Source organism: Bacteriovorax sp. PP10, from assembly GCF_035013165.1.
Taxonomy (GTDB): Bacteria; Bdellovibrionota; Bacteriovoracia; order Bacteriovoracales; family Bacteriovoracaceae; genus Bacteriovorax; species Bacteriovorax antarcticus.
Genome location: NZ_JAYGJQ010000002.1, coordinates 810,065 through 831,534, shown reverse-complemented (window position 1 = coordinate 831,534; position 21,470 = coordinate 810,065). Strand labels below are relative to the sequence as shown.

General features: G+C 37.4%; 24 protein-coding genes. 18 read left to right on the top strand and 6 right to left on the bottom strand.

The window, feature by feature from the left end:
• Positions 1-15: 15 nt before the first annotated feature.
• Positions 16-1,617 (top strand): ABC transporter substrate-binding protein, encoded by a 1,602-nt coding sequence (locus tag SHI21_RS13985; RefSeq protein WP_323577293.1) that lies wholly within the window; start codon positions 16-18, stop codon positions 1,615-1,617.
• A gap of 12 nt (positions 1,618-1,629) precedes the next feature.
• Positions 1,630-2,163, top strand: a complete 534-nt coding sequence (locus SHI21_RS13980) for an SRPBCC family protein (RefSeq protein WP_323577291.1) — start codon at positions 1,630-1,632, stop codon at positions 2,161-2,163.
• Between the two features lie 68 nt (positions 2,164-2,231).
• Here the strand turns inward: SHI21_RS13980 and SHI21_RS13975 are convergent, their stop codons facing one another.
• Genes SHI21_RS13975 through SHI21_RS13965 form a run of 3 tightly spaced genes read right to left on the bottom strand, consistent with a single transcriptional unit; the run spans position 2,232 to position 3,721 of the window.
• Positions 2,232-2,663 (bottom strand): copper chaperone PCu(A)C, encoded by a 432-nt coding sequence (locus tag SHI21_RS13975; protein WP_323577289.1) that lies wholly within the window; start codon positions 2,661-2,663, stop codon positions 2,232-2,234.
• Positions 2,660-3,250: an SCO family protein gene (locus tag SHI21_RS13970; protein ID WP_323577287.1), complete on the bottom strand. Its 591-nt coding sequence runs from the start codon at positions 3,248-3,250 to the stop codon at positions 2,660-2,662. Before SHI21_RS13970 ends, SHI21_RS13975 begins: the two co-directional genes overlap by 4 nt.
• Before the next feature lie 12 nt (positions 3,251-3,262).
• Positions 3,263-3,721 carry a hypothetical protein gene (locus SHI21_RS13965; protein WP_323577285.1) on the bottom strand — a complete coding sequence of 153 codons (459 nt, stop codon included), beginning with the start codon at positions 3,719-3,721 and terminating at the stop codon, positions 3,263-3,265.
• A 154-nt stretch (positions 3,722-3,875) separates the two neighbouring features.
• On the opposite strand from SHI21_RS13965, the gene SHI21_RS13960 reads away from it, so the two are divergent.
• From SHI21_RS13960 to SHI21_RS13945, 4 genes are all read left to right on the top strand, one after another.
• Positions 3,876-4,874, top strand: coding sequence for an SDR family oxidoreductase (locus SHI21_RS13960; protein WP_323577283.1), 999 nt, complete (start codon positions 3,876-3,878; stop codon positions 4,872-4,874).
• A 211-nt stretch (positions 4,875-5,085) separates the two neighbouring features.
• Positions 5,086-6,024, top strand: coding sequence for a ParB/RepB/Spo0J family partition protein (locus SHI21_RS13955; protein ID WP_323577281.1), 939 nt, complete (start codon positions 5,086-5,088; stop codon positions 6,022-6,024).
• 141 nt (positions 6,025-6,165) lie between these two features.
• Positions 6,166-7,347: a twitch domain-containing radical SAM protein gene (locus tag SHI21_RS13950; RefSeq protein WP_323577279.1), complete on the top strand. Its 1,182-nt coding sequence runs from the start codon at positions 6,166-6,168 to the stop codon at positions 7,345-7,347.
• Positions 7,344-8,600 (top strand): twitch domain-containing radical SAM protein, encoded by a 1,257-nt coding sequence (locus SHI21_RS13945; RefSeq protein ID WP_323577278.1) that lies wholly within the window; start codon positions 7,344-7,346, stop codon positions 8,598-8,600. The genes SHI21_RS13950 and SHI21_RS13945 overlap by 4 nt, the downstream gene beginning before the upstream one ends.
• A gap of 153 nt (positions 8,601-8,753) precedes the next feature.
• On the opposite strand, the gene SHI21_RS13940 is transcribed toward SHI21_RS13945, so the two are convergent.
• Positions 8,754-9,419: an SGNH/GDSL hydrolase family protein gene (locus tag SHI21_RS13940; RefSeq protein ID WP_323577277.1), complete on the bottom strand. Its 666-nt coding sequence runs from the start codon at positions 9,417-9,419 to the stop codon at positions 8,754-8,756.
• A 159-nt stretch (positions 9,420-9,578) separates the two neighbouring features.
• Between SHI21_RS13940 and SHI21_RS13935 the strand changes: the two genes are divergently transcribed.
• The 6 genes from SHI21_RS13935 to SHI21_RS13910 all read left to right on the top strand — a co-directional run bounded on the left by SHI21_RS13935 (position 9,579) and on the right by SHI21_RS13910 (position 14,985).
• Entirely contained in the window at positions 9,579-10,061 is a 483-nt protein-coding gene (locus SHI21_RS13935) for a hypothetical protein (RefSeq protein ID WP_323577275.1), read from the top strand.
• A gap of 181 nt (positions 10,062-10,242) precedes the next feature.
• A complete protein-coding gene (locus SHI21_RS13930; protein WP_323577274.1) occupies positions 10,243-11,424 on the top strand; it encodes a hypothetical protein in 1,182 nt (393 codons plus the stop codon).
• Between the two features lie 101 nt (positions 11,425-11,525).
• Positions 11,526-11,771: a hypothetical protein gene (locus tag SHI21_RS13925; protein WP_323577273.1), complete on the top strand. Its 246-nt coding sequence runs from the start codon at positions 11,526-11,528 to the stop codon at positions 11,769-11,771.
• 72 nt (positions 11,772-11,843) lie between these two features.
• Positions 11,844-12,461, top strand: coding sequence for an SOUL family heme-binding protein (locus tag SHI21_RS13920; RefSeq protein ID WP_323577272.1), 618 nt, complete (start codon positions 11,844-11,846; stop codon positions 12,459-12,461).
• 136 nt (positions 12,462-12,597) lie between these two features.
• On the top strand, positions 12,598-13,860 hold the full coding sequence (locus SHI21_RS13915; RefSeq protein WP_323577270.1) for a paraquat-inducible protein A: 1,263 nt from the start codon (positions 12,598-12,600) through the stop codon (positions 13,858-13,860).
• Positions 13,861-13,962: 102 nt separating this feature from the next.
• Entirely contained in the window at positions 13,963-14,985 is a 1,023-nt protein-coding gene (locus tag SHI21_RS13910) for a DNA topoisomerase IB (protein ID WP_323577268.1), read from the top strand.
• Here SHI21_RS13910 and SHI21_RS13905 read toward each other — a convergent pair.
• Entirely contained in the window at positions 14,974-15,399 is a 426-nt protein-coding gene (locus tag SHI21_RS13905; protein WP_323577266.1) for a YybH family protein, read from the bottom strand. The two genes, SHI21_RS13910 and SHI21_RS13905, sit on opposite strands and share 12 nt — an antisense overlap.
• Before the next feature lie 223 nt (positions 15,400-15,622).
• On the opposite strand from SHI21_RS13905, the gene SHI21_RS13900 reads away from it, so the two are divergent.
• The 4 genes from SHI21_RS13900 to SHI21_RS13885 all read left to right on the top strand — a co-directional run bounded on the left by SHI21_RS13900 (position 15,623) and on the right by SHI21_RS13885 (position 17,779).
• On the top strand, positions 15,623-15,805 hold the full coding sequence (locus tag SHI21_RS13900) for a hypothetical protein (RefSeq protein WP_323577265.1): 183 nt from the start codon (positions 15,623-15,625) through the stop codon (positions 15,803-15,805).
• Positions 15,806-15,866: 61 nt separating this feature from the next.
• Positions 15,867-16,568: an alpha/beta hydrolase gene (locus tag SHI21_RS13895; RefSeq protein ID WP_323577263.1), complete on the top strand. Its 702-nt coding sequence runs from the start codon at positions 15,867-15,869 to the stop codon at positions 16,566-16,568.
• Between the two features lie 338 nt (positions 16,569-16,906).
• Complete coding sequence (locus SHI21_RS13890; protein WP_323577261.1) at positions 16,907-17,164, top strand: hypothetical protein; 258 nt, start codon at positions 16,907-16,909, stop codon at positions 17,162-17,164.
• Between the two features lie 204 nt (positions 17,165-17,368).
• Positions 17,369-17,779, top strand: a complete 411-nt coding sequence (locus SHI21_RS13885) for a VOC family protein (protein WP_323577260.1) — start codon at positions 17,369-17,371, stop codon at positions 17,777-17,779.
• Between the two features lie 36 nt (positions 17,780-17,815).
• Here SHI21_RS13885 and SHI21_RS13880 read toward each other — a convergent pair whose 3' ends face one another.
• Positions 17,816-18,193 carry a four-helix bundle copper-binding protein gene (locus tag SHI21_RS13880; protein ID WP_323577259.1) on the bottom strand — a complete coding sequence of 126 codons (378 nt, stop codon included), beginning with the start codon at positions 18,191-18,193 and terminating at the stop codon, positions 17,816-17,818.
• An 84-nt stretch (positions 18,194-18,277) separates the two neighbouring features.
• On the opposite strand from SHI21_RS13880, the gene SHI21_RS13875 reads away from it, so the two are divergent.
• Together SHI21_RS13875 and SHI21_RS13870 are read left to right on the top strand one after the other, a co-directional pair.
• On the top strand, positions 18,278-18,949 hold the full coding sequence (locus tag SHI21_RS13875; RefSeq protein ID WP_323577258.1) for a hypothetical protein: 672 nt from the start codon (positions 18,278-18,280) through the stop codon (positions 18,947-18,949).
• A 124-nt stretch (positions 18,950-19,073) separates the two neighbouring features.
• Positions 19,074-21,461: a S41 family peptidase gene (locus SHI21_RS13870; protein WP_323577257.1), complete on the top strand. Its 2,388-nt coding sequence runs from the start codon at positions 19,074-19,076 to the stop codon at positions 21,459-21,461.
• Positions 21,462-21,470: the final 9 nt, after the last annotated feature.

The window sequence follows — 21,470 nt, the reverse complement described above, 5'->3', positions numbered from 1 at the left end:
TTACTAGGAGATTTTATGTCTATCGGTATTAAGTTTGTTACTATGATCGCCCTGATGGGAACGCTGTCAGTCCAAGCAAAAACTTTTGTTAACTGCTCGGAAGCTTCTCCCGCATCTTTCAATCCACAAGTTGTCACAGATGCTCCTTCTTACAACGCTTCTGCTATTACACTTTATAGCAAGCTTTTAAGATTTGAATTGGGAACAACAAAAATGATTCCTGGTTTAGCAGAGTCATACACAATCTCTAAAGATGAAAAAGTTTATACATTCACGCTACGAAAAGGTGTTAAGTTCCACACGACAAGTTACTTCACTCCGACTCGTGACTTCAATGCTGAAGACGTTGTGTTTTCAATCAACAGACAAAGAGTAAAAGATCACCCATTCCATGGAGTGAGCGGAGGGATTTACACTCAGTATGAAAATAACATCAAAGATAATATCAAAGACGTTGTGGCCCTTGATCCGTATAAAGTTCAAATTACTTTAAATGAAGTTCAAGCTCCTTTTCTAGCTTACATGGCCGGAAACTACATGAGCATTCTTTCAGCTGAGTACGGAGACAAATTAGCAAAAGAAAACCGCAAACAAGATATGGACCAATTTCCTATTGGTACAGGACCTTTTGCTTTCGTTTCTTACGTGAAAGATGGATTAATCAGATACGTGGCACACCCTCAATACTGGGATGCTAAAAGTTACAAAGGTAAAAAAGAAAATAAAATCGACAAACTTATTTTTGCGATCACTCCAGACCAAACTGTTCGTTACCAAAAATTAAAAGCGAAAGAATGTCAGTTCGTAACACTACCTTCAATTGTTGATTTAGATGATATGCGTGCCAACAAAGAAGTGTTGGTTATGAGTCAGGAAGGATTAAACGTTGGTTACCTTGCCATGAACGTCACAAAAAAACCTTTTGATAACGTTCTGGTAAGACAAGCTGTTAACCACGCTCTTAACCGTAAACTTTACATCGATGCTATTTATCATGGTACAGGTGTTGTTGCTTCTAACCCCGTTCCACCGGCCCTATGGTCTTATGACAAAAACTTAAAGGATTATGACTACAGTATCGAAAAAGCAAAAGCTCTTCTAAAAAAAGCTGGATATGAAAACGGATTCGAAACAGAAATGATCACTCTGCCTGTTACTCGTCCCTACAATCCAGACGGAAAGAAGATGGGCGAACTTATGCAAGCCGACCTCGCAAAAGTGGGAATCAAAGTTAAACTTGTGACTTTTGACTGGCCGACATTCTTAAAGACCTCTCGCTCTGGAACTCAACAGATGATTCAATTTGGATGGACTGGAAATAATGATCCGGACACTTTCTTAAACGATCTTTTAAGTTGTGCGAGTGTAGAGTCTGGAAACAATACGGCGAGATGGTGTGACAAAGACTTCAATGACCTAGTGGTTCAAGCACGACGTGTAACAAATCAAAAAATCAGAGCAGATCTTTATAAAAAAGCTCAGAGAATTTTTAAAGAACAAGCTCCATGGGTGACGATTGCTCACGCAAAAGTTTTCCGCGTGATGGATAAAAAAGTAAAGAATTTCAAAATCGATCCTTTTGGGTATGATTACTTTGATCAGGTTGAACTTGAATAAGGATTGGTTCATATGAAAAAATTTGGAATTGCTGTTGGTTTCTTGTGTGTGATTGCTTTAGGATTTTTCTTTTACGCTGCCAGAACACCTTCTGTCGTCGTGATTGAAACAATCTTTGATGCTCCTGTGGAAAAAGTCTGGCAAGTGTGGACTGAGCCTGCCTCAATCCAAAAATGGTGGGGGCCAAACCACTACACAGCTCCGATCATTCAAAATGATTTAAGAGTGGGTGCTTCTTTTTTATATGCGATGAAATCGCCTAAGGATCAGACGACTTGGAATACTGGAAGATACACTGAGATTGTTCTGCACAGAAGAATCGTTGCAAAGATGTCCTTTTCTGATGAGACAGGAACTCCGATGACTGCAAAACAAGCAGGGCTTCCGGGTAACTGGCGTGATGAAATGACAATTACTATTGATTTCACTCCTCAAGGGCAAAGAACGAAAGTGAGAGTTCAACAAGAAGGAATTCCTCTTTTAATGTCTCTTTTTTCCAAGATGGGATGGGAACAGCAGTTCGTAAAAATCGAAAAACTTTTATAGGTGCCAGCAGACTTGTGGTAGCGCAAGCGCTCAACCACAAGTCTGCTGGAACTTTTTAATGGAACTTTTTAATGATGATGAGCTGGCATTTCTAAAGACTTCGCCGTAAAAAAAACTTCTTTATTATTATCCAATACGAGCTTCGCTTTATACTCACTACCTGCCATTATCGGGCCCTTCACATCAAAAACCATGACATGCAGTCCACCAGACTTTAACTCAGTCATAGACTTACTTTTAAGCAAGATAAAATCAACTGGTCTCATAACCATCTTCCCACCCGCCATTTCCATATTGTGAAGTTCAAAAGTTCCTGCGAAGTCCCCTGTCACTTTCATCAATTTTATATCTTTATCAGTGTTGTTAATAAGCTTCATAAAAATAGCTGTCACCTGCATTCCAGGTAATGTTGGTTTAATAGACGCATCTTTAACTTCAATATCAGCAGCAAATAAGTTTACAGATAAAACTAGACTAAGAGTTAGGATGATTTTTTTCATTGGATACCTTGTGGATTAAAAATTTTATTAAGCTGATCAAGTATAACGACTTTAGGTGAACCATGAGCAATAGGTTGAAGCATCTTCCCTTCTGGAGATAAAACAATGATGTCAGTTGAATGATCAATCGTATAACCCATTGTCGACTTCAATGGCATTTTCATAAATACCACACCAAAGGATCTGGTAAAGAGATCGAGCTCTTTCAAGCTCATGATCACTGGACGAATCTTCGGATGGAAATAAGATGAGTACTTCACCATTCTCTCCATGGAATCTCTCTCAGGGTCTAGATCAATAAAGAGAAAAGTAATTCTATCAAGCTGTTCTTTAGGAAGGGATTTAAAGACACTCGACATTAAGCTTAAAGTTGTCGGACAAACATCCGGGCAACTTAAGAATCCAAAATACATAAGCACGATCTGATTATCTTTTTTTAGATCATTGAGAGTGATAGTTCCCGTTGATGTTTTTAAGGGATGAGTAAGTGGATTAAAGTTTCTCTCTCCTCTGATTTGCAGATAAGAGAAAATTAAAACTCCCATCAGCCCCAATGTGGCGGCAAAAAATTTAAGATTATTTTTCATTTAACTCTCCGATTAAAACCAACGAAATAAATCCCTTCCATAAACCAGCTTAGGCCATGGGATTGCTGATATAACAATCAAAAGAGTGACAATCATTGTGATAGATAAAATTCGATAACGAGATTCAATTGGCTTTTTTATAGCGATCCATTTTCCCATATGAAACACACCTACTCCCAGAATCATTGAAAGTGCATGCCTAATTCCAAAGAAAAAGAAATAAGGATCTTTTATGAGATCAGGATTAGAAATAATGGCTTTAGGAATTGGACTCAGACCGAAATATAAAGTCAGACCAATAGCTAATTGTGTGTAATAAATTTGAGAGAATCCATTGAGGTATGAATTGTCTGCTGAACTCCATTTTTCATTCTTAATCCAGGATTTAATAAATTTAAATCCCAATGAAATAATGCTGATTAAAACCACCCAACGAAACCATGAATGTAAAAATAGAACTGATTCGAACACAAAGGCCTCTTCCTAATTATCAATGCATTAAACTTCATTTGATAAGCACAGTAAACGCAGCAATATGTTGCGCTCGCACTTAATAGTGGAATGATTTATGCATTTACTCCCATGACTGTAATCTAAAATTACTTTACCAATCAAGGAGGAGAACGTGACAATTAAAAATTCAACAGTGGTCATAATGGGAGCATCAAGCGGTATCGGACATGGAACAGCTCTTGCTTTCGCCAAAGAAGGGGCCAATGTCGTTCTAGCTTCACGAAATGAGGGCACTTTGAAAGATGTGGCCAAAGAATGTGAAAAGTTTGGAGCTAAAACTTTAGTTGTTGAAACTGACGTGACTGACGCAGACTCTGTGCTGGAGCTGGCCCGTAAAGCGGCCAATGCTTTTAACGGACGCATCGACGTATGGGTCAATGATGCCGGAGTTGGGGCAATTGGGAATTATGAAATTGTTCCCATGGATTCACATGCACAAGTTGTTGCCGTTAACCTAATGGGCTACATGCATGGAACACACGCGGTTCTGCCTTATTTCAAAAAACAAAGATCAGGAACCATCATCAATATGAACTCAATCGGAGCCTACATTCCAAGTGCATACTCAGCTTCATATACGGCCAGTAAGTTTGGTCTAAGAGGCTTTATGGATGCGATTAGAGCAGAGTTTCGTGAGTGGCCTGACATTCATATCTGTGATGTCTTCCCAGGTTTTGTTGGCTCGCCAGGAATGAAGCATGGAGCGAATTATGTGGGAGTTGAAATGAAGCCGATGCATCCAGTGATTAGTGCTCATAGAGTTGCTGATGAGATTGTCGAGCTTGCTAAAAATCCAAAAAATAAACAGCTCATTGGTCTCACTGCGAGAGTTGCAAAATTTATCGGTAACCTTGCTCCGGAATCCTCGGCCAATTCTTTGGCGAGAGTCATGGAACATCACTTTAAAAATGGAAAAAGAGCGCCAATTGACGATGGGACCTTATTTTCACCGACACCTGCTTCCACTTCGCAAATTGAAGGGTCTTATAATCATATAAAAAGAAATACGATGATTGTCGGTGGAGTCTGCGCCGTAGCTGCTGGTGCTTATCTCGCTTGGAAAATGAATCATTCATTGCAATCATCACCTTCCAATCGTCAACTACAATAAAAAATAAATGGGCCTTTTTCATTGGAAAAGGCCCATATTTACGCAACTCAAAAACGCGCATTGTTTCTAAATAAATTCTTCTAACATCAAAAATCGCGATGCTAGAAGATGTCATATATTTTAAGCATAATTTAACTGACAATAAGCCTCACAATCTTCATTCTAATGCTCCACACATTCACACACACAATGACATTTTGGAGACGCACAAGTGCAAGTACAAACTGAAACAAGAAGGCTTAACGACCTTAAAGCAACGAACGCTTATTTAAGATTAGGAACTGATGTAACAGATCTTGAAAAATCAATTTCTACTGTCGGTCTTATCGCTCCTCTGGTTATCTCTGTAGATAACGTTATTCTGGCAGGCGCTCGCCGCTACCAGGCCCTTTTAAACCTGGGCTACACTGAAGCACCAGTTGTTGTTATCGACAAAGGTGAATTAGAAAGAGAACTAATTTCAATCGATGAAAATCTTGTAAGAAAAGATTTAAATAAAGTCGAAGTTGAAGGTCACCTAAGACGTGCTAAAGAAATTTATCAAGCAATCAATCCATACGAAGAAAGTGCTCCGGCAGAAGTTGTAGGAATGGACGCAAACGATGAAGAAATTCAAAAGAAGAAAGTCATTCTTCCTGCTGAAAAATTCTTAAACATTGTTTCGGAAAAAACGGGTCTATCTCCAAAACAAATTCACGAAGCGATTAACCGTGATGAAATGGCCTCTGACGAAGTAAAAGAAGCAAGACAATCAGGTGAGCTTTCAATCAGCCAGACAAATGAATTTGTTAAACTGACAAAAGACGAACAGAAAAAATCTCTTAACCATATTAAAACTCTCCCTGTAAAAGAGATCAGAAGCTTCGTTAAGATGGCAAAGTCTCAAGGTGTAGAAGAAGCTCTAAGAGGAACTCCAAAACTTCCTCACGCTCGTGAGTTTATGGAAATCGAAATGATGCTTAAAAAGCTACAAAAGAAATTAAAGCAACTGGAACTTGAAGGAATCGCTCTTGAGCATTTCCCACAAGCTGCTCAGAAAGCTTTTAATGAAGTTGTAAATTTCGGAAGAGTGATGGACGAAGAAGAAATGAAAGCTTTGCAGTTTTATAAAGAAAATGGATACCATCAAGAAACTAGTTACCAGGCATAATTAAAATGCCTCTTAAGGCCAGTTATATAGGTCTTAAGAGGCATAAGTTAAATAGCGGTTAAGGTATTTTGAACATTCACAATGCAGCATTTTTATCAAAAGTTGCTCCCCTAGTTCTTTCTCGTTAAACTTATCAAGAAAATGATTAAGCCCAATAACACATTTTGCCCTGTTCCTTGGAAAGAATTGTCTGCAACTCCTTCTGGAAGTGTAAGGCTTTGCTGTTCCAGCTTACAAGATGCAAACATTTCTAAATATGAAGATGGCTCAGTCGCAAAGCTTACCGATGATTTGCAATTAGCATGGAATACAAACTTCTTTCAGGAAGTTCGTAAGAAAATGCTAGCGAATGAACACGTTAGGGCATGTGAAAATTGTTATCGCCAAGACAATGCAGGAATAAAATCTGCGAAAACGGCTTGGCTTGAAAAATACCCTGATTTATCAAATGAAGACCTGGCCTCAACTATCAAGATTGATCAAGTCGAGCTCTTGGACTTACGCCTGGGAAATATATGCAATCTGCGTTGCCGTATGTGTGATCCTTATTCGTCTTCTGCATGGATGAAAGAATGGAGGGACTTAGGAGAGCTAGTCCCTCAACCTGACGATAAAACCTGGTCACGTCTTGAAAAAAATGAATGGCCGCAAGACCCGCGAGTATGGGAGCAACTAAAACGAGTTGTACCAAAACTTCGAACAGTCAGACTTACTGGTGGTGAGCCTTTTCTTGTTACGGCCAATAAAGAGTTTTTAAAATATTGTATCCAATCAGGCCATGCTTCTCATATCGAATTAAATTACAGCACAAACGGTACTGTTTGGGATAATGACCTGCCTGAGTTGTGGAAACATTTTGAACAAGTGAATTTAAGAGTTTCAGTTGATGGCCTTTACGAAGTGAATGATTATATCCGTACGCCAAGTCGCTTCGAGCAGATTCTTCGCAATATTGATAAAATGCAGGAGCTGGCCTCTCATGCTCCCGTAAAAGTCATCATTGGTTGCACTGTACAGATTTATAATATTTTCCAAATCCCAAGCTTCATTGAGTTCTTTAGAAATAAAAATCTTTTTATAAATTTAGATTTTGTTCAAGACCCATCTTATCTTGCTCTGAATGTTTTACCAAAAAATCTTGCTGAAAAAGCACAACAGATACTTCAAAAAGAAATCGCTTATCCTGGGGTTTCGGCCCTAGTGAATTTATTGGATTCTTCAAAAACTTCTCAATGGAACCAATTTATTGCATATACAAAAAAATTAGATCAACTCCGAAATCAAAATATTTCAAAAATTGTTCCGGAGTTAGGATTAGAATGAGTTCTGTATTACCTCAACATTTTTGTGTCGTCCCTTTTGTCCACTTCAGTTGTAAGCCTGATGGAAGTCCTCGCGTTTGTTGTTTCAGTCAAAATAGTTATGTTTTAAATGATGATGGAAAACGCTCTCACCTCTCGGCCCAATCGATAAATGAAATCTGGCACTCAAAATGGATGGATTCATTTCGTGAGAAGATGCTCTCTCAAGCTGTTCCTCCGGAATGTAAATTTTGTCATAATGAAGAAGCAACAGGAAAAATATCTAAGCGCCAAAGTGAAAACCGAAAATATCTTGAGACATCAAAGGAAATTATAGCTTGTGCAAAAAATCAGAATGGAAAGATCAACTCTCCTCCTGTTTATTTTGATCTTAGACTTGGTAACCTTTGTAATTTGAAATGCAGAACATGCAATCCACTTTTCAGTTCAGCCTGGGCCCGTGAAGTTGAAGCTCATCCAACGAATGCTGTTTTACAAAGTTATCAAAGTACCTTGGATCAAGCACGCTTAAGTGAGTCCTGGCACAAGAGTCCCGATTTCTGGGAGCAGTTTCATTCGATCGCAGGGAGTATTGAAGAGATTTATTTAACCGGTGGTGAACCGATGTTAATTAAAGAGCATTTTTCTTTGTTAAAGTTCTTCAAGGAAAATGACTACGCTAAGAATATTTATCTTCGATATAATACTAATCTGACGTTATTGCCGGAAGAGTTTTTAAAGATTGCTCCGAGCTTTAAGAAGATTTCGCTCAGCTGTTCGATTGATGGTCTGAAGGAAAAGAATGACTGGTTGAGATCGCCTAGTAAGTGGTCTATGATTCAAGAGAATTTTAATAAGACATTACTACTTCCTGAGAATGTGAGTATTGATATCAATTGCACTGTTTCGATTTTCAATGTGCTTTATTTTGATGAATTGTTTTTATTCTTTAAAGATATTGCAGTGAGAACGGGAAGAAAAGTTGAAGTCTATCCTGATATCCTTCATGAACCTGAGTTTATGCAGCTCCACCTTTTGCCTGATGAACTAAAAACGCAAGCGATAGCAAAGCTCACACACTTACTTAAACAAAGCGACCTAACTTCTTCTGAGAAGAAGAATATCTCATCTCTTGTTAAGCTTCTGGAAGTTCACAATACAAATCAGTCAGATTTACTAAAGCAGCTCAAGAACCACATCGTGGCCCTTGATAAAATTCGTAATGAAAAGTTTGAAATGATTTTTCCTGAACTGACTAGTCTCCATAGTAACTAGGAAAATCACCAACGGGATATTGACTAGAGGGTTTTCGAGAGTTGTGACTATCATGAAATCTAAATCCAATTATAATAGGATTAGAATTCAGGCCGAAATTTTGATATTTAATTAGATCATTACAATAGCTTAAGAAATGATGAGGTGACTTGATTAATGGTCACTACCTAGAATCTTCAACAATTCCAAACTCACTTTCCCCCCCCACTCAGCAGACAAACTCGGCGGATAATGAATCCCTTCCTTATTATTCGCAGGAAAACTCGTAAGCTTCAAACTATCAATATAAAAACATTTATTCGCTTTCGCCAATTCACTTAGCAGTGCATTCGTCTCTTTCAATCTCTCTCTCGTCACTACTTTCGAATTAGCATCAGGTGGCCCAATCCAAATACAGATACTGTCTTCTGACTCAATAGCATTCATCATCGCCACAATACTCTTCGTTGCACTCTTAGGTGCATTCACTGCGATGTTAGTTCCCAACTGAACAATCGTGACATCAGGGCGATACTTCGCTAACTCATCAGCAAATTTCGGAGTCTGGTGCTCTTGCGATCTCACTTCTTCTTTGCCGTCTTTTTTCCAGAATCCGCAAACAGTTTTTTCGAATTTATTATTTCCCAGCCACGTACTTGGAGTCGCTCCACAACTTGCTTCTAAAATAATGCGATCAGAAATCGTTGAAAGATTTTTTTCAATCGTCACTCCAAGTTTTCCATAACTATGGGAGTCCCCTACATATAAAATTGTAGGATTGACTGCAGACAAGGCCGCAGTTGAAATCATCGATAGGATTGCCAGAAGTGTTATTTTCATAAGGCAGCAATCTAACATAAAACCTCCCCTCAAAAGTAAACTATGAAAACTCTACAGGTATTTGATATTAGCAACTTAGACCTGTAATTTTAGCCTGACGGGGTTGTGTTTCAGTACTCAAACAAGTATAAATCCTCCAATCATTCAATGGAGAATCAAATGAAATACATTCTAATATTTTGCCTTTTCGCTGTGACTGCAGCTTTCGCAGACGTTCCAAATGCAGACGAATACAGATACCACGCACACTTTACAAAATACTCATGCAAAAGCTTTCGTGATGAAGCTGCTGCTCCAACAATCATGACTGACAAAGGTTTAGGCCTTCAATACATGAGTGTTGATCATGAAATGAAAAATGCAGTTATCAGTGTTATTTCCTCACAAGCGCCATCTTGCGTATACAGTGTTCACTATAGTATCGATTCAAAAAACGATATTTTAAATTATGTGGCTTCAGAAATAAAAGATGAAACATGCGAACTAAAAAAAGAAGATCTTGATGCTATTTTCAAAGATGGTTTCAGATATGTTCATAAATATTACTACTACTTTGCTTTAAAATTTAATGCAAAATTCGAAAATGCTTGTGAGACGACGACGGGAAATTTCATGGCCGAGTTTGAGCTAGGTAAACAATAATTCTCTCATTTCCACCAGGTCTTCGATCTGGTGGAAATTTGTAAAATGCAAATGCCCCAATTTATCCCTCAAAATGGAATCTTTTACCTAGTTTTAAAGGCCATTTCCTCTCTCAAATAGGCAACTTTTTTAGCATCACAATTAACCCTGTTTAAGTCCTTAAACATGTTAAAATTTCTAGATGAAAACTTCCCTATTATCACTACTGTTTATTTTATTACTTTCTAGCTGCTCACACATCCAACCAAATGTTGAGTCTGTAAACGAGCGCTCAGTTGCGTCTGAAAGATGTGATGAGTTAGTTGCTTTATTTTTTAATAAAAATATTGTGGCATTGGAAATTCCATCGACCTCTTTATTAGGACAAAATAAGAATCTTATTCAAAGAATGGATGGCATAAGACTGAGTTCAATTGATTATGGCCAATACTATCAGGATTTTTTTACATTAAATAAGAGACCACCTACTCTTAGAGATGCTCTTACTTACATTGAAGGAATTAAGCGTAAAACTATTAACAATTATGATTTGTTGATCTCAGATCTTCAGCAGCTTCCAAATAGTAAATCTCCCGAGGTTCAACTTTTTATTCAAGAAGTCTCAAAAGTAAAAAGCAAGGTTTCGCAGGGGAAAAGTATTAAGCAATATGATCTTGAACTTATCGCTTCTTATGAAAAAGGAAAAACGACTATTCCTAATTTAGATACAGTCATTCCTATTGATGACGATGTAACGGGAACACAAGTAGATCAAGTGTTTTTTCAGTACTTAAGAGTTGTTGATACCCTTAGTGATTTTCAAGGTGGCTATGGGGAATTAATGGGTATGGCGACTTCAAAAGAAAAAGTTTTAATGCGTGGAATGAGATTTGATAAAGCAGGTCCAAGCAATCCAATCACTGAAAGGGCCATTGCTGAAAAGGTCAATGCTCTGGAAGTTAAAGTGAGCAAAATGACGAACGAAGAAATCATTGAGTTCATCAATCCACACAAAGAAGGTCTTTTTAGAGAAGCTTATAGATTCTTAGAAGAAAACCATTTTTCAATGGATCAAAGACAGATTGTCATCAGCAAGATTTTTAAAATGATAAGAAGTAAAGAGATTGACTTGATCACTGAAAATAATCAAGGCGTTGTTACCTGGGTGGAAGTTAAAGCTTATAATAAGCCTATAAACATGAGACTACTTAACCATGGTACTAAGAGTATTCTTGATCAATTAATTGAGCATAAGGCCCTAAGAGATATATTAGGACTTGAGGCCAGTGTAAAGTTAAGATTCGTCTCTTCGATTTCAATCATTAACGATGAAGCAATTAAAGCTATTGAACAAATTGGATATGAAGTTGTAAGTGCAAAATGAGTAAATGGAATTTAAAAAATTCATTTCATAAAATTATCTTCGATTCGGATTTATCGGTTATCGAATCGTGGAATAATGTGGTCTTTTTGTATTCTAAAATAATGAATGACGAAGAAATTTATAAAAAAAACTACCTCTTTTTTTCATCTTCTACCAACTCCCCTTTTGCTAAAGAAGAAATTCTTGACTGTCTGGAATTTACGTTTGAAATGTTGAGCAATGATGAGTTTAACAAAGCACTAACAAAAGAAGATAATCTTAATTTTTATGACCTCTTTCTAGAGATTCAATCTATTGTTTTGCATGACAATGGTGATACATTCTCCAGTTCCATCAGCGAATTTTAATTCTCACACCTAAGCTTCCATCATTTGCGGCACACGTATTGCTATTATTTATAGCAACAACAAGGAGCAGTTATGGAACCCAATAATACTGAATCTGAAAAATTACATCCCCCAATCAAAGAAAAATTTAAATCTATACCTGAAACGTTTGGTATTCGGGTTAATGAAGAACCCATTTATAACGTTCTTAAAAAAGATGGTGACTTTGAAGTGAGACATTATCCGAAGCAACTGATTGCGAAAATTACACTTCATGGGATGTCTTATGATTATTTTAGAGAGCATGCTTTTGAAAAGCTTGCAGCCTACATCTTTGAAGGAAGTGAGAGCAAAAAAAACGAGCAGCTTCCTATGACCGATCCGATATTACAACATGAAGATCCTAATGGGGCCTGGACGATGTCATTTATTCTTCCTAAAGAGTACACACTGGCCACGGCCCCGAAGCCTAAAAATCCGGAAATCATGCTGGAGGAAGTTGAGCCTTACAATGCTGCTGTTGTTACCTACTCTGGGAATAATAAGTTAAGCAAGATTGAGGAACATAAAAAAGAATTGGGTGAATGGGTTAAAAAGCAAAATGAGTTAGCGATGACTGGACATTTTTTTATTGCTCAGTATGATGCTCCGTTTGTAGTGCCGCATTTGAAAAGAAATGAGGTTCAAGTGAAGGTTAATACTGTTCATTAGAGATTAATCACCGAGCTATGGGTACTTGCACAAAGTACCCATCTTTCAATCCTCTTCATGGCAACGCGCTTGCAGTATCCCAAATCATATTGAACAATACTCTAGTGTATTGATCTCAAATAGGATTCTATTGACCATGAAAAAATTTAAAATGATCTTATCAGTACTCATCATCCTGACGTCCATCGTTCTATGCCAACAAATCATTCACAACTCTACTATCAATCAGGCCAATAAAGTCGACTCTGCCGAACTTAATCACATCAGATACGGTCTTCTAAGCGTCGATACATGGAAAACTCAAGTCTCTGGGATTGTATTAGCTGAAGTCGATAAACTAGATTTCACAAACGATTATGAAACTGAATTAAAAAGCAACATCGAAACTCAATTGAATATTCTCATCACTAAAGTTGATGAGAAAATCAAGCAGAGCAATAAAGGATTCAAAGGAGCTATCAAGCAGGCCTTCATAGATATTTTTATAAGCATTGATGATATTAAGAAAGGTATTCCGACTTATGCAGACTCAATGGTTAAAGAGATGCAAAAAACCCGCAATCAGGCCAAAATAAAAGCTCTCCTGAAAGAGAAGCTTGTTCAGTATATTGATAAAACCTTCGACCAGCAGGACATGTCTCAAGTCGAAAGGATTATGAAGCGCACTGACTCTCTGGATATTGAAACGGCAAGACTGGTACTTGCCAATGAAATTGCAAAGAAAAAAGAAGTGATCTCTAACGAATCAATCATACTTATTTCCATTTCAATTATTCTTTTTCTCCTGCCTGCCTTTAACAATAAAGAGGCACTTCAGCCTTTCCAATACAGTATTATGATTTTATCGCTTATTATTCTGCTTGTTGTAGGTGTCACATCTCCAATGATCGACATGGAGGCTAAAATATCAAAGATGACCTTCATCCTGATGGATCATCAAATCCATTTTGAAAATCAGGTCCTCTATTTTCAAACCAAAAGTGTTCTCGATGTTTTCTGGATCATGATTACTCATGAAACTTTTCAAATGAAGTTCGTAGGAATTTTAATGGTTCTCTTCAGTATCGTGTTCCCTGTTTTGAAAATCATTTCGTCATGGGCCTTCTATTATAACTATCGTCAGGCCAGAGAAAACAAATGGGTTAAATTCTTCGTTTTAAAATCCGGTAAGTGGTCAATGGCCGATGTTATGGTCGTCGCTATCTTCATGGCCTATATTGGCTTTAACGGCATCATTACAAGCCAGTTTGGAAAGCTTTCAACAGCAACTAAAGACATTGTCATCCTGACAACCAATGGAACGGCCCTTCAACCAGGTTATTATCTATTTTTCACCTATGCGATGCTCGCTCTCTTCCTTTCAGCTTATCTAGCTAAATTGCCTCATGAGGAAAAATAGTTGACTCAAATGCTACTTTTTGCCCCAGCATTATCATAATTTCTTGGTACAGAGCGTGCATTCACTACTTCATTACAAGCATCCATGCTTGATGGAGAATGTATGTTTGACCCCCTAAAGAGTGCGAAGGCAGCTGGCCTGAAATATGTCACAGATGCAAAACCTGGAATCAAACGATTAAAGAAAGGAAAAGGTTTTAAGTATATTGATGAGACCACTGGCAAAAATCCAAATCAAAAAAATCTTTTAAGAATTAAAGAATTAGTTATTCCTCCTGCGTGGGAGAATGTTTGGATTTGCAAAGATCCTAATGGACATCTGCAAGTGACAGGAAGAGATGCTCGCGCTCGCAAACAGTATCGCTATCATGAAAAATGGACTATCAAAAGAAACACTACGAAATTTGAGAATATGAAACTTCTTTGTAAGAAGCTTCCACTCCTACGTAAAAAAATAGAATCTGATTTAAAGCACCCTGGAATGCCTAGAGAGAAAGTTATCGCTGCAGTTATTAAGGTCATGTTAATTACAAGAAGTCGAATTGGTAATAGTGAATACGCTGCTCAAAATGAAACTTATGGACTCACGACAATTCTTAATGAGCATGCAAAAGTAAAAGGTAAAAACATTAAACTTAATTTTCGTGGGAAAAGTGGTGTCGATCACGATATTACATTTGAAGATGAAAAGATTTCAAAAATCATCAAGCGCTGTCAGGATCTCCCAGGTGAAGAGCTTTTTGCCTTCATTGAAGATGATCACGTGACAGATATCAACTCTCTGCATGTAAATGATTATTTAAGAGATGCTACTCACGAAGATTTTACTGCAAAAGATTTAAGAACATGGTGTGGTACTTGCGAAGCTTTAAAATTGCTTATGCAGAACTTCCCTCTTGAAAAACTATCAGAGAACAAAATCAAAAAAAGACATATCTCTGTTATTAAAGAAACGGCCGCTCACTTAAGAAATACTGTCGCTGTTTGCAAAAAGTATTATATCCATCCTGTTATTTTCCTGGCCGATGAAAAAAACACTCTGAAGAAATTATGCAAGACCTGTACGAGTACCTCTAAATATATGCAGAAAGAAGAAAAGATTCTCAAAAAGTTACTAAAGGCTTAATTCCGTGACAGCTTTACCTGTCGCCACATCAATTGGCTCAGAAGTATGTTCATGAAAGATTCTCCACTGCCCTTCTTCTTTTTTTAACCCAAGTGTTGACCTTGTCCACATATCGGTCCTCTCGCCATTTTTTAATTTTCCAGATGTTTTAATAAGAGCATGGCATATACTTAGCTCTTCGCCAGACTCTACATGAATGTCATTAAATTTGAATTTTATTTCTCCATCATAAGATTTAAACCAATGCTCAATTCTATCTCGCAATAATTCTTTACCTGAATACTTAAATGGTGGCATGAGATCAAACGCTTCAATGTTGCTTGTATGAAGTCTTAATAAGTCTTCAATGTTTTTATCCTGCACATCTAACTCATACTGCTTTAACAGATCAGAGATTTCACTTTTGGCACTCATAAAAATTCTCCTTGTAGCACACACAATACTCAACTCATTTTGTGTGACAATGACGAATCTACTCTAATAAATAATTGCAATTCTAAGGCCGTGGGGAAAATTACCACAGCATCATAAGAAAACTCCTATGATTACAGTCATATTTTTTGGAATGAATCTTGTATTCGTTAATATGCAGCATGAGACAGTTCACTAACGAACGACTACGTTGCAGGAGAATTATATGAAAGATTTAAAAAAGAAAGAACCGTTCTCTAAAAAGGTTGGGGATAAAATCGAAAGACTAGGAGAAAAAGTTTCCAATGTTGGTGCACAGAAAGTTGGCGGTGCCATCTCTCGTGCAGGCAATAAACTTGAACACTCTCAAGATAAAAAAGTGAACACATTTGATAAAAATAAAAGATAGTTTTTATCGAAGATTTCGGCGGACTTCATTGTTCGCCGAATTACTATAAGAGTTTATAACTATGACTTACTCAGAAATAAAGATACAAACAGATCTGCCCCTCAAATACATCGCGCAAACACCTGCTGACACAAAAAACAAACCGCTTGTCATTTTTCTTCATGGGTTCACTAGAAGTGAACAAGATATCTCTCATTTTAAAAATGATTTCTTTCCGGAGTTTACTTATCTTTCTGTAAGAGCTCCACTGCCTATCTACTCTGGCCATCAATGGTTCAGCTTGCAAATTCCACCAGGTGGTCTTATTCAAGTTGGACAAGAAATTAAAAATAGCTCAAAACTACTCGAAGACTTTATCAAGGGCGCTGTCCGAAAATACCAAACTGATACTGAAAAAGTATTTCTCATTGGCTTTAGCCAGGGCGCTATGATGAGTTACGAATTAGGGTTAAGGAAGCCTATGACCGTAAGAGGAATCGCTGCTCTTAGCGGGGCCATGCTTCCGATAGTGCAGTCACAGATGAAGCCTGGGCATGATTTAAAAAACCTAGCGGTCTTCATAGGACATGGGACTGAAGATAATAGGATCCCACTCGATGCGGCCAGTGCTGCAAATAGCACGCTTTCAAAGACCTCCATCAGCCCGACATTCCATTCATATGAAGGTTTAGGGCACACGATTAACCATAAAGAACTGGTCGACATCAATGCCTGGATTAAAAACACCCTGTCCACCAATCGAAGCGCGGTAAGACAAAGATGAGGATTTATGGATAAACTAGTCCCTACTGCGTAGCTTCTTCTTTTTTATAAAAAGCACCATTCTTAAAGCTATTCATCTCAGAAGATCTGAAATTTTAATCTCATTTTAATCTCGTTCGCCTAAGCCATCATTTTCCTTCTTCCAATCTACATTCAAATGGCCATGTTAAAAAATTTTAATCTCTTTAAATAAAAATCAACCATCGCTTCCTACCTCTCAAAATGGGGAGGGCAAAAAATTTCAATTGTGATTTTTCAAAAAAGGAGTAAATTTCTTTCAATTCAAAAAAAATACTTTGAGCAAATATCTTGCTTGAAGGAACTACTAAAGGAGTTCTCATGAAATCACTTATCGTTATCGCTCTTGCTCTTACTTCAGTTGTATCTTTTGCTTCAGACAAAAAAGAAGTTAAAGCTACTGAAACAAAAACTGTAGAAGTTGCTCCAGCTACTACAACAACTACTACTACAACTCCAGTTGTTGAAGTTGCTCCAGTTGCAAAAAAAGTTTCAAAAAAACACGCTAAAATGACTAAAAAAGTAGAAGTTAAGTCTGTTGAAGCTGCTGCTCCAGCAACTACTCCAGCTCACAACTAATTTTTTAATTTAAAAAATTATTTATAAAGAGGGCCCCGATAAGGGGCCCTTTTTTATTTCTGATCTTGCCGCAGTGATCACTACTTCTATAGTCGGTTATTTCTCAATCTAAATTTTCATTACATTTTTGAATCTAATTTCCAATGCTCATTTTTTTAAGCTTAAATAAGCAAGTATGAAGAAATCTTCAAGAGGAGAAATTTTATGAAAACCGTAACCCCCTATCTAATTTTTAATGGCAACTGCAAAGAAGCAGTGAACTTCTACAACTCCCATCTTGGTGGCGAACTCTTCATGACGACTTATGGAGAAGCTCCTCAAACAGATTGCCCGAGCGGCGCTGAAAATAAAATCATTCATGCTAATTTAAAGAAAGGTGATTTTAATTTAATGGCCAGTGACACTCCAACAGGCACTGCTCATGTAGGAGACAATATTCAACTGTACCTTCATTGTGAAAGTCGTGAAGAAGTTGAAAAGATTTATAAAGGTCTTAGTGAAGGCGGAACACAGAAGGTTCCATTGAATGATACTTTCTGGGGGGCTTACTTTGGAATGTTCACAGACAAATTTGGAATCAATTGGATGCTTGGATTTGAATTACCAAGAAAATAATTTAAAGGGCCCGCAACAGGGCCCTTTATTTCGAATTTAATGAGACATCTTAGACATTTCATTACAACTCTTAGCACACGCTCTACACGCCTCAATACACTCTCTTAAATTTTCATCTCCAAGCGATTCACAAGTATCTGCACATTCAATACATACCTTTGCACAGATCCCACATGTATCTACATGAAAAGCAGAATTCATCATCATAAATTTAGCTGATGTATGACAAATTTCTGCACATGACTTTATTAAAATAAGGGCCTGGGAGAAATTCTGTGAATTGCCATATAGGGCTTCGGCAAGTGTCTGCTCACAAACCCTGAAACAGTTTAAGCAGTTTTGAATACATTGATCCATTTTAGTTGGTACATGACCTTTTCCTTTTGAGTTATTTTCCATCACTTGTGTTTGCATAGTATCCTCCATTTCGTAAAGACGTTGATATTTTAGCTGCAATCTAGGGGCCATGAGATATGAAATGTGTTAAAATCTTTCATCATGACTAAGATCCAAAACGATAATTTAAATTTATGCCAAGAAGTGTGTACGGAGTTTCAGACTCTGGGTTTCAAGAAAGATGTTGATCCGCGTACATTGAAGGAAAGCTATAATATTTTAAAGCAAGCTGATGGCCAGTGGTTTAAGAGTACTAAGACCGGACTGCATGATGCTGCGACAATAACTATGCTAGATTTGAGTGCCATGCCTTTTTTAAAAAAACTGACGGAATTAATCGATGAATTGGATTCTGAAGTTAAGAAAGAAGGTGGAAGAATTTTTATAAGTGAGAATTTGGTTTATAAAATTAAGAAAGGAACTCAATCCCCTCTTTTAGTAAATGAGAACCCTGAAGAGAAGGCCTTTGGACGCTACAGAAAGCTGTGTGATGAAATTATTGAGCACGGGCTTGAAAAAGATCGTTATAGAACTGAAGAGACTTATTTGCTCACAAAAGCGGCCAATGGTGAATGGTCGATGAGTTCGAGTCATGAGAATCATAGTGGGACTAAGAAAGTTTTGAATTTGGCGAAGATGACTCAGTTAAAAATCGTTGCGGCTAAACTTAATAAGGTGGATTCTAAATTTCAGTTAAATGGTGGAAGAGTTTTTGTAACCCCTACTAGAATCTATAGACTCAATAATAAGGTTGAAGTCGATTTTAAAATTTAATTGCTTAAGTTATTAAAATTAGAGTCCTGTGCCTAAGGCATCTCCTCTATAAGTTTTACACCAACCCCCCTCTAAATCCCTACTTCATATATACCCTCTAAGTAATCATTATTTGGAGTCACTCATGCCCACTTTGAAGTTTCTTAGAACTACATTTTCCCTTGTGGCCGCCCTTACTTCATTGTCCGCATTCGCCGGTCCTCCAGCATACAGTTTATTAAAAAATGCTCGCCCATTCATCAAACTTCCTGAGTACTCAGTCGAACAAAAGAAACTTGTCCTCGATCAAGCTCGCCTCATCCTTTCTCAAATCTACATTAACCGTGAACTAAAAATAAAAGACTTCGGGCCAACAGCGAACCCAATTCCTTACTTAAATAAAATCGAATCTGAACTAAGCACAATCTCTGATCTATCTTTCCACAAACAATTAAGTGATATTTTCTTTCGCTTTCGCGATCTACATACTCTTTATTATCTTCCTAAACCTTTTGCTTGTTACGACTCATTCCTGCCTTTTACTTTCAAGGAAGTAACTGCTGCTAATGGAAAAAAAGTTATCGCTGTCTCAACGATGAGAGATGACGCTGCAGTTTTAAAATTCATGCCTAAGCCTTTTAGATTAAAAATTGGTGATATCGTCACTTCATACAACGGTCTTTCTATTGAAAAGGCCATCCAGGCAAACATGGATCACTCCCTTGGTGCTAACCCAAGTGCGGCCAGAAGAAAAAGTATTGAAAACCTAAGATTCTACCAGCACAACCTTGATCTTCTTCCTGAAAAAGACAGCACCAAATTTGAATTTCAGACAAGTGAAGGCGAAAAATACAAAATGGAAATTCCATGGGTAACCTGGAAAGACTGGAACTGTGTTGGTCAAAAAAATAATCTTGCAGTAAACACAGTAAGAAAAGCACCAATGGCCGAAGCAAAAAAAGATAGAGCTGACGTTGATCAAACGGGTGAATCTACTCTTTACTGGCAAATCAATAAAACGAAATTTGGAAATTTTGGTTACATTGAACTTATGAGTTTTGACCCGATCGATGTAACAGTTAACGAAGTCGTTACAAAGGTTAAAAACTTACTTCAAAATGAACTTAAAAATACAGACGGACTAATGATTGATCTTCGTGGCAACACAGGTGGACGACTTCCCCTGGCGGAAAGAATGATCCAATTATTTAGCCCACATGAAATTCAACCTCACACTTATATTCTAAGAAATAGTGAAGCTAATGCTTTTTATACGGCATTAACACCAATGGATCTTTTTACAAAAGCACTAGAAGAAGCTCAACGTACAAACTCTCCTTTCACTAAAAAATTACCGATTGATTCGGTCGAAGAAGTCAATGACTTAGGCCAAGTCTACTTTAAACCAGTAGCGGTTTATGTAGACTCTAACTGCTACTCTGCTTGCGATACTTTCGCAGCTCACGTTCAAGATCATAAAGTCGCAACAGTTTTCGGCGAAGATCAAACGACAGGTGGTGGCGGAGCTAATGTTTTTAGTCTTGATGAAATACTTGAAGACTTTGAACAATATGGTGTGGACTCAGGCATTTTCAAAAAACTTCCCAATGGTCAGAATATTACCTTTGCTTTCCGTCAGGCATTTAGATCTGGTGTGAATCAAGGTAAGTTAATTGAAGATATTGGTGTAAAAGTTGATCGCATTTCAGCTCCAAGCATGAGTGATCAATTCAATAGCAACAATGACCAGATCCTGGTGCTGGAAAGATTCCTTCAACAGGAATCTAAGAAATATACTTCTAATATCTTCCTTGCCAATGAAGACAGACAAGATTTCTTAATCAACAAGAAAGCAAAATTGATTGCGAGCTGGAACGATACAACGGGAATAGAATTTAAAGTGGATGGCAGAGTCCGTGAGGCACGCGCGATTAAACCAGCAGCAGTGAATGCGGCGATAACTCTTCCTGCGGTCATTGAAACTAATACTGTTGGCGATGGAAGATTCGAAATTCTTGGATCAAGCAAAGATAAAAGAGTCTGGAGAAAAGTTATCAATTATAGAATTGTTCCAGAGAGCAAAGTTATTGGTCTAAACCAATCTTTAAAAATTAATTTAAAGGATAATCAAAGTCTAGCTCTGTACACTCACAACACTCAAAAACAAGATGGATGGAACATAAGTAATAACTCACTATATCTTGGTGATGGATCTTACTACGCTGATATGTCTTTCGCTGAGGCTTCGTTATTTGTAACTCTACCTGTAGCAAGTTATGAATTAAAATTTGATGCTGCTGTTAAAATTGAAAAAGACTTAGATTATATGAAAGTGATCGCTATCGTTAACGGCAAAGAAGTTGTCTTAATTGATAAACTAAGCGGTGATCTACCAATGAAAAACTATAAAGTTGATCTGGCACAGTTTCAAGGACAGGCCATTGAGATTCGTTTTGTATTTGAAAGTGATCCTGAGACGACAGATAAAGGTATTACAATTAAGAATATTTCCTTAACGCCAGTATTAAAATAAGGTAAAACC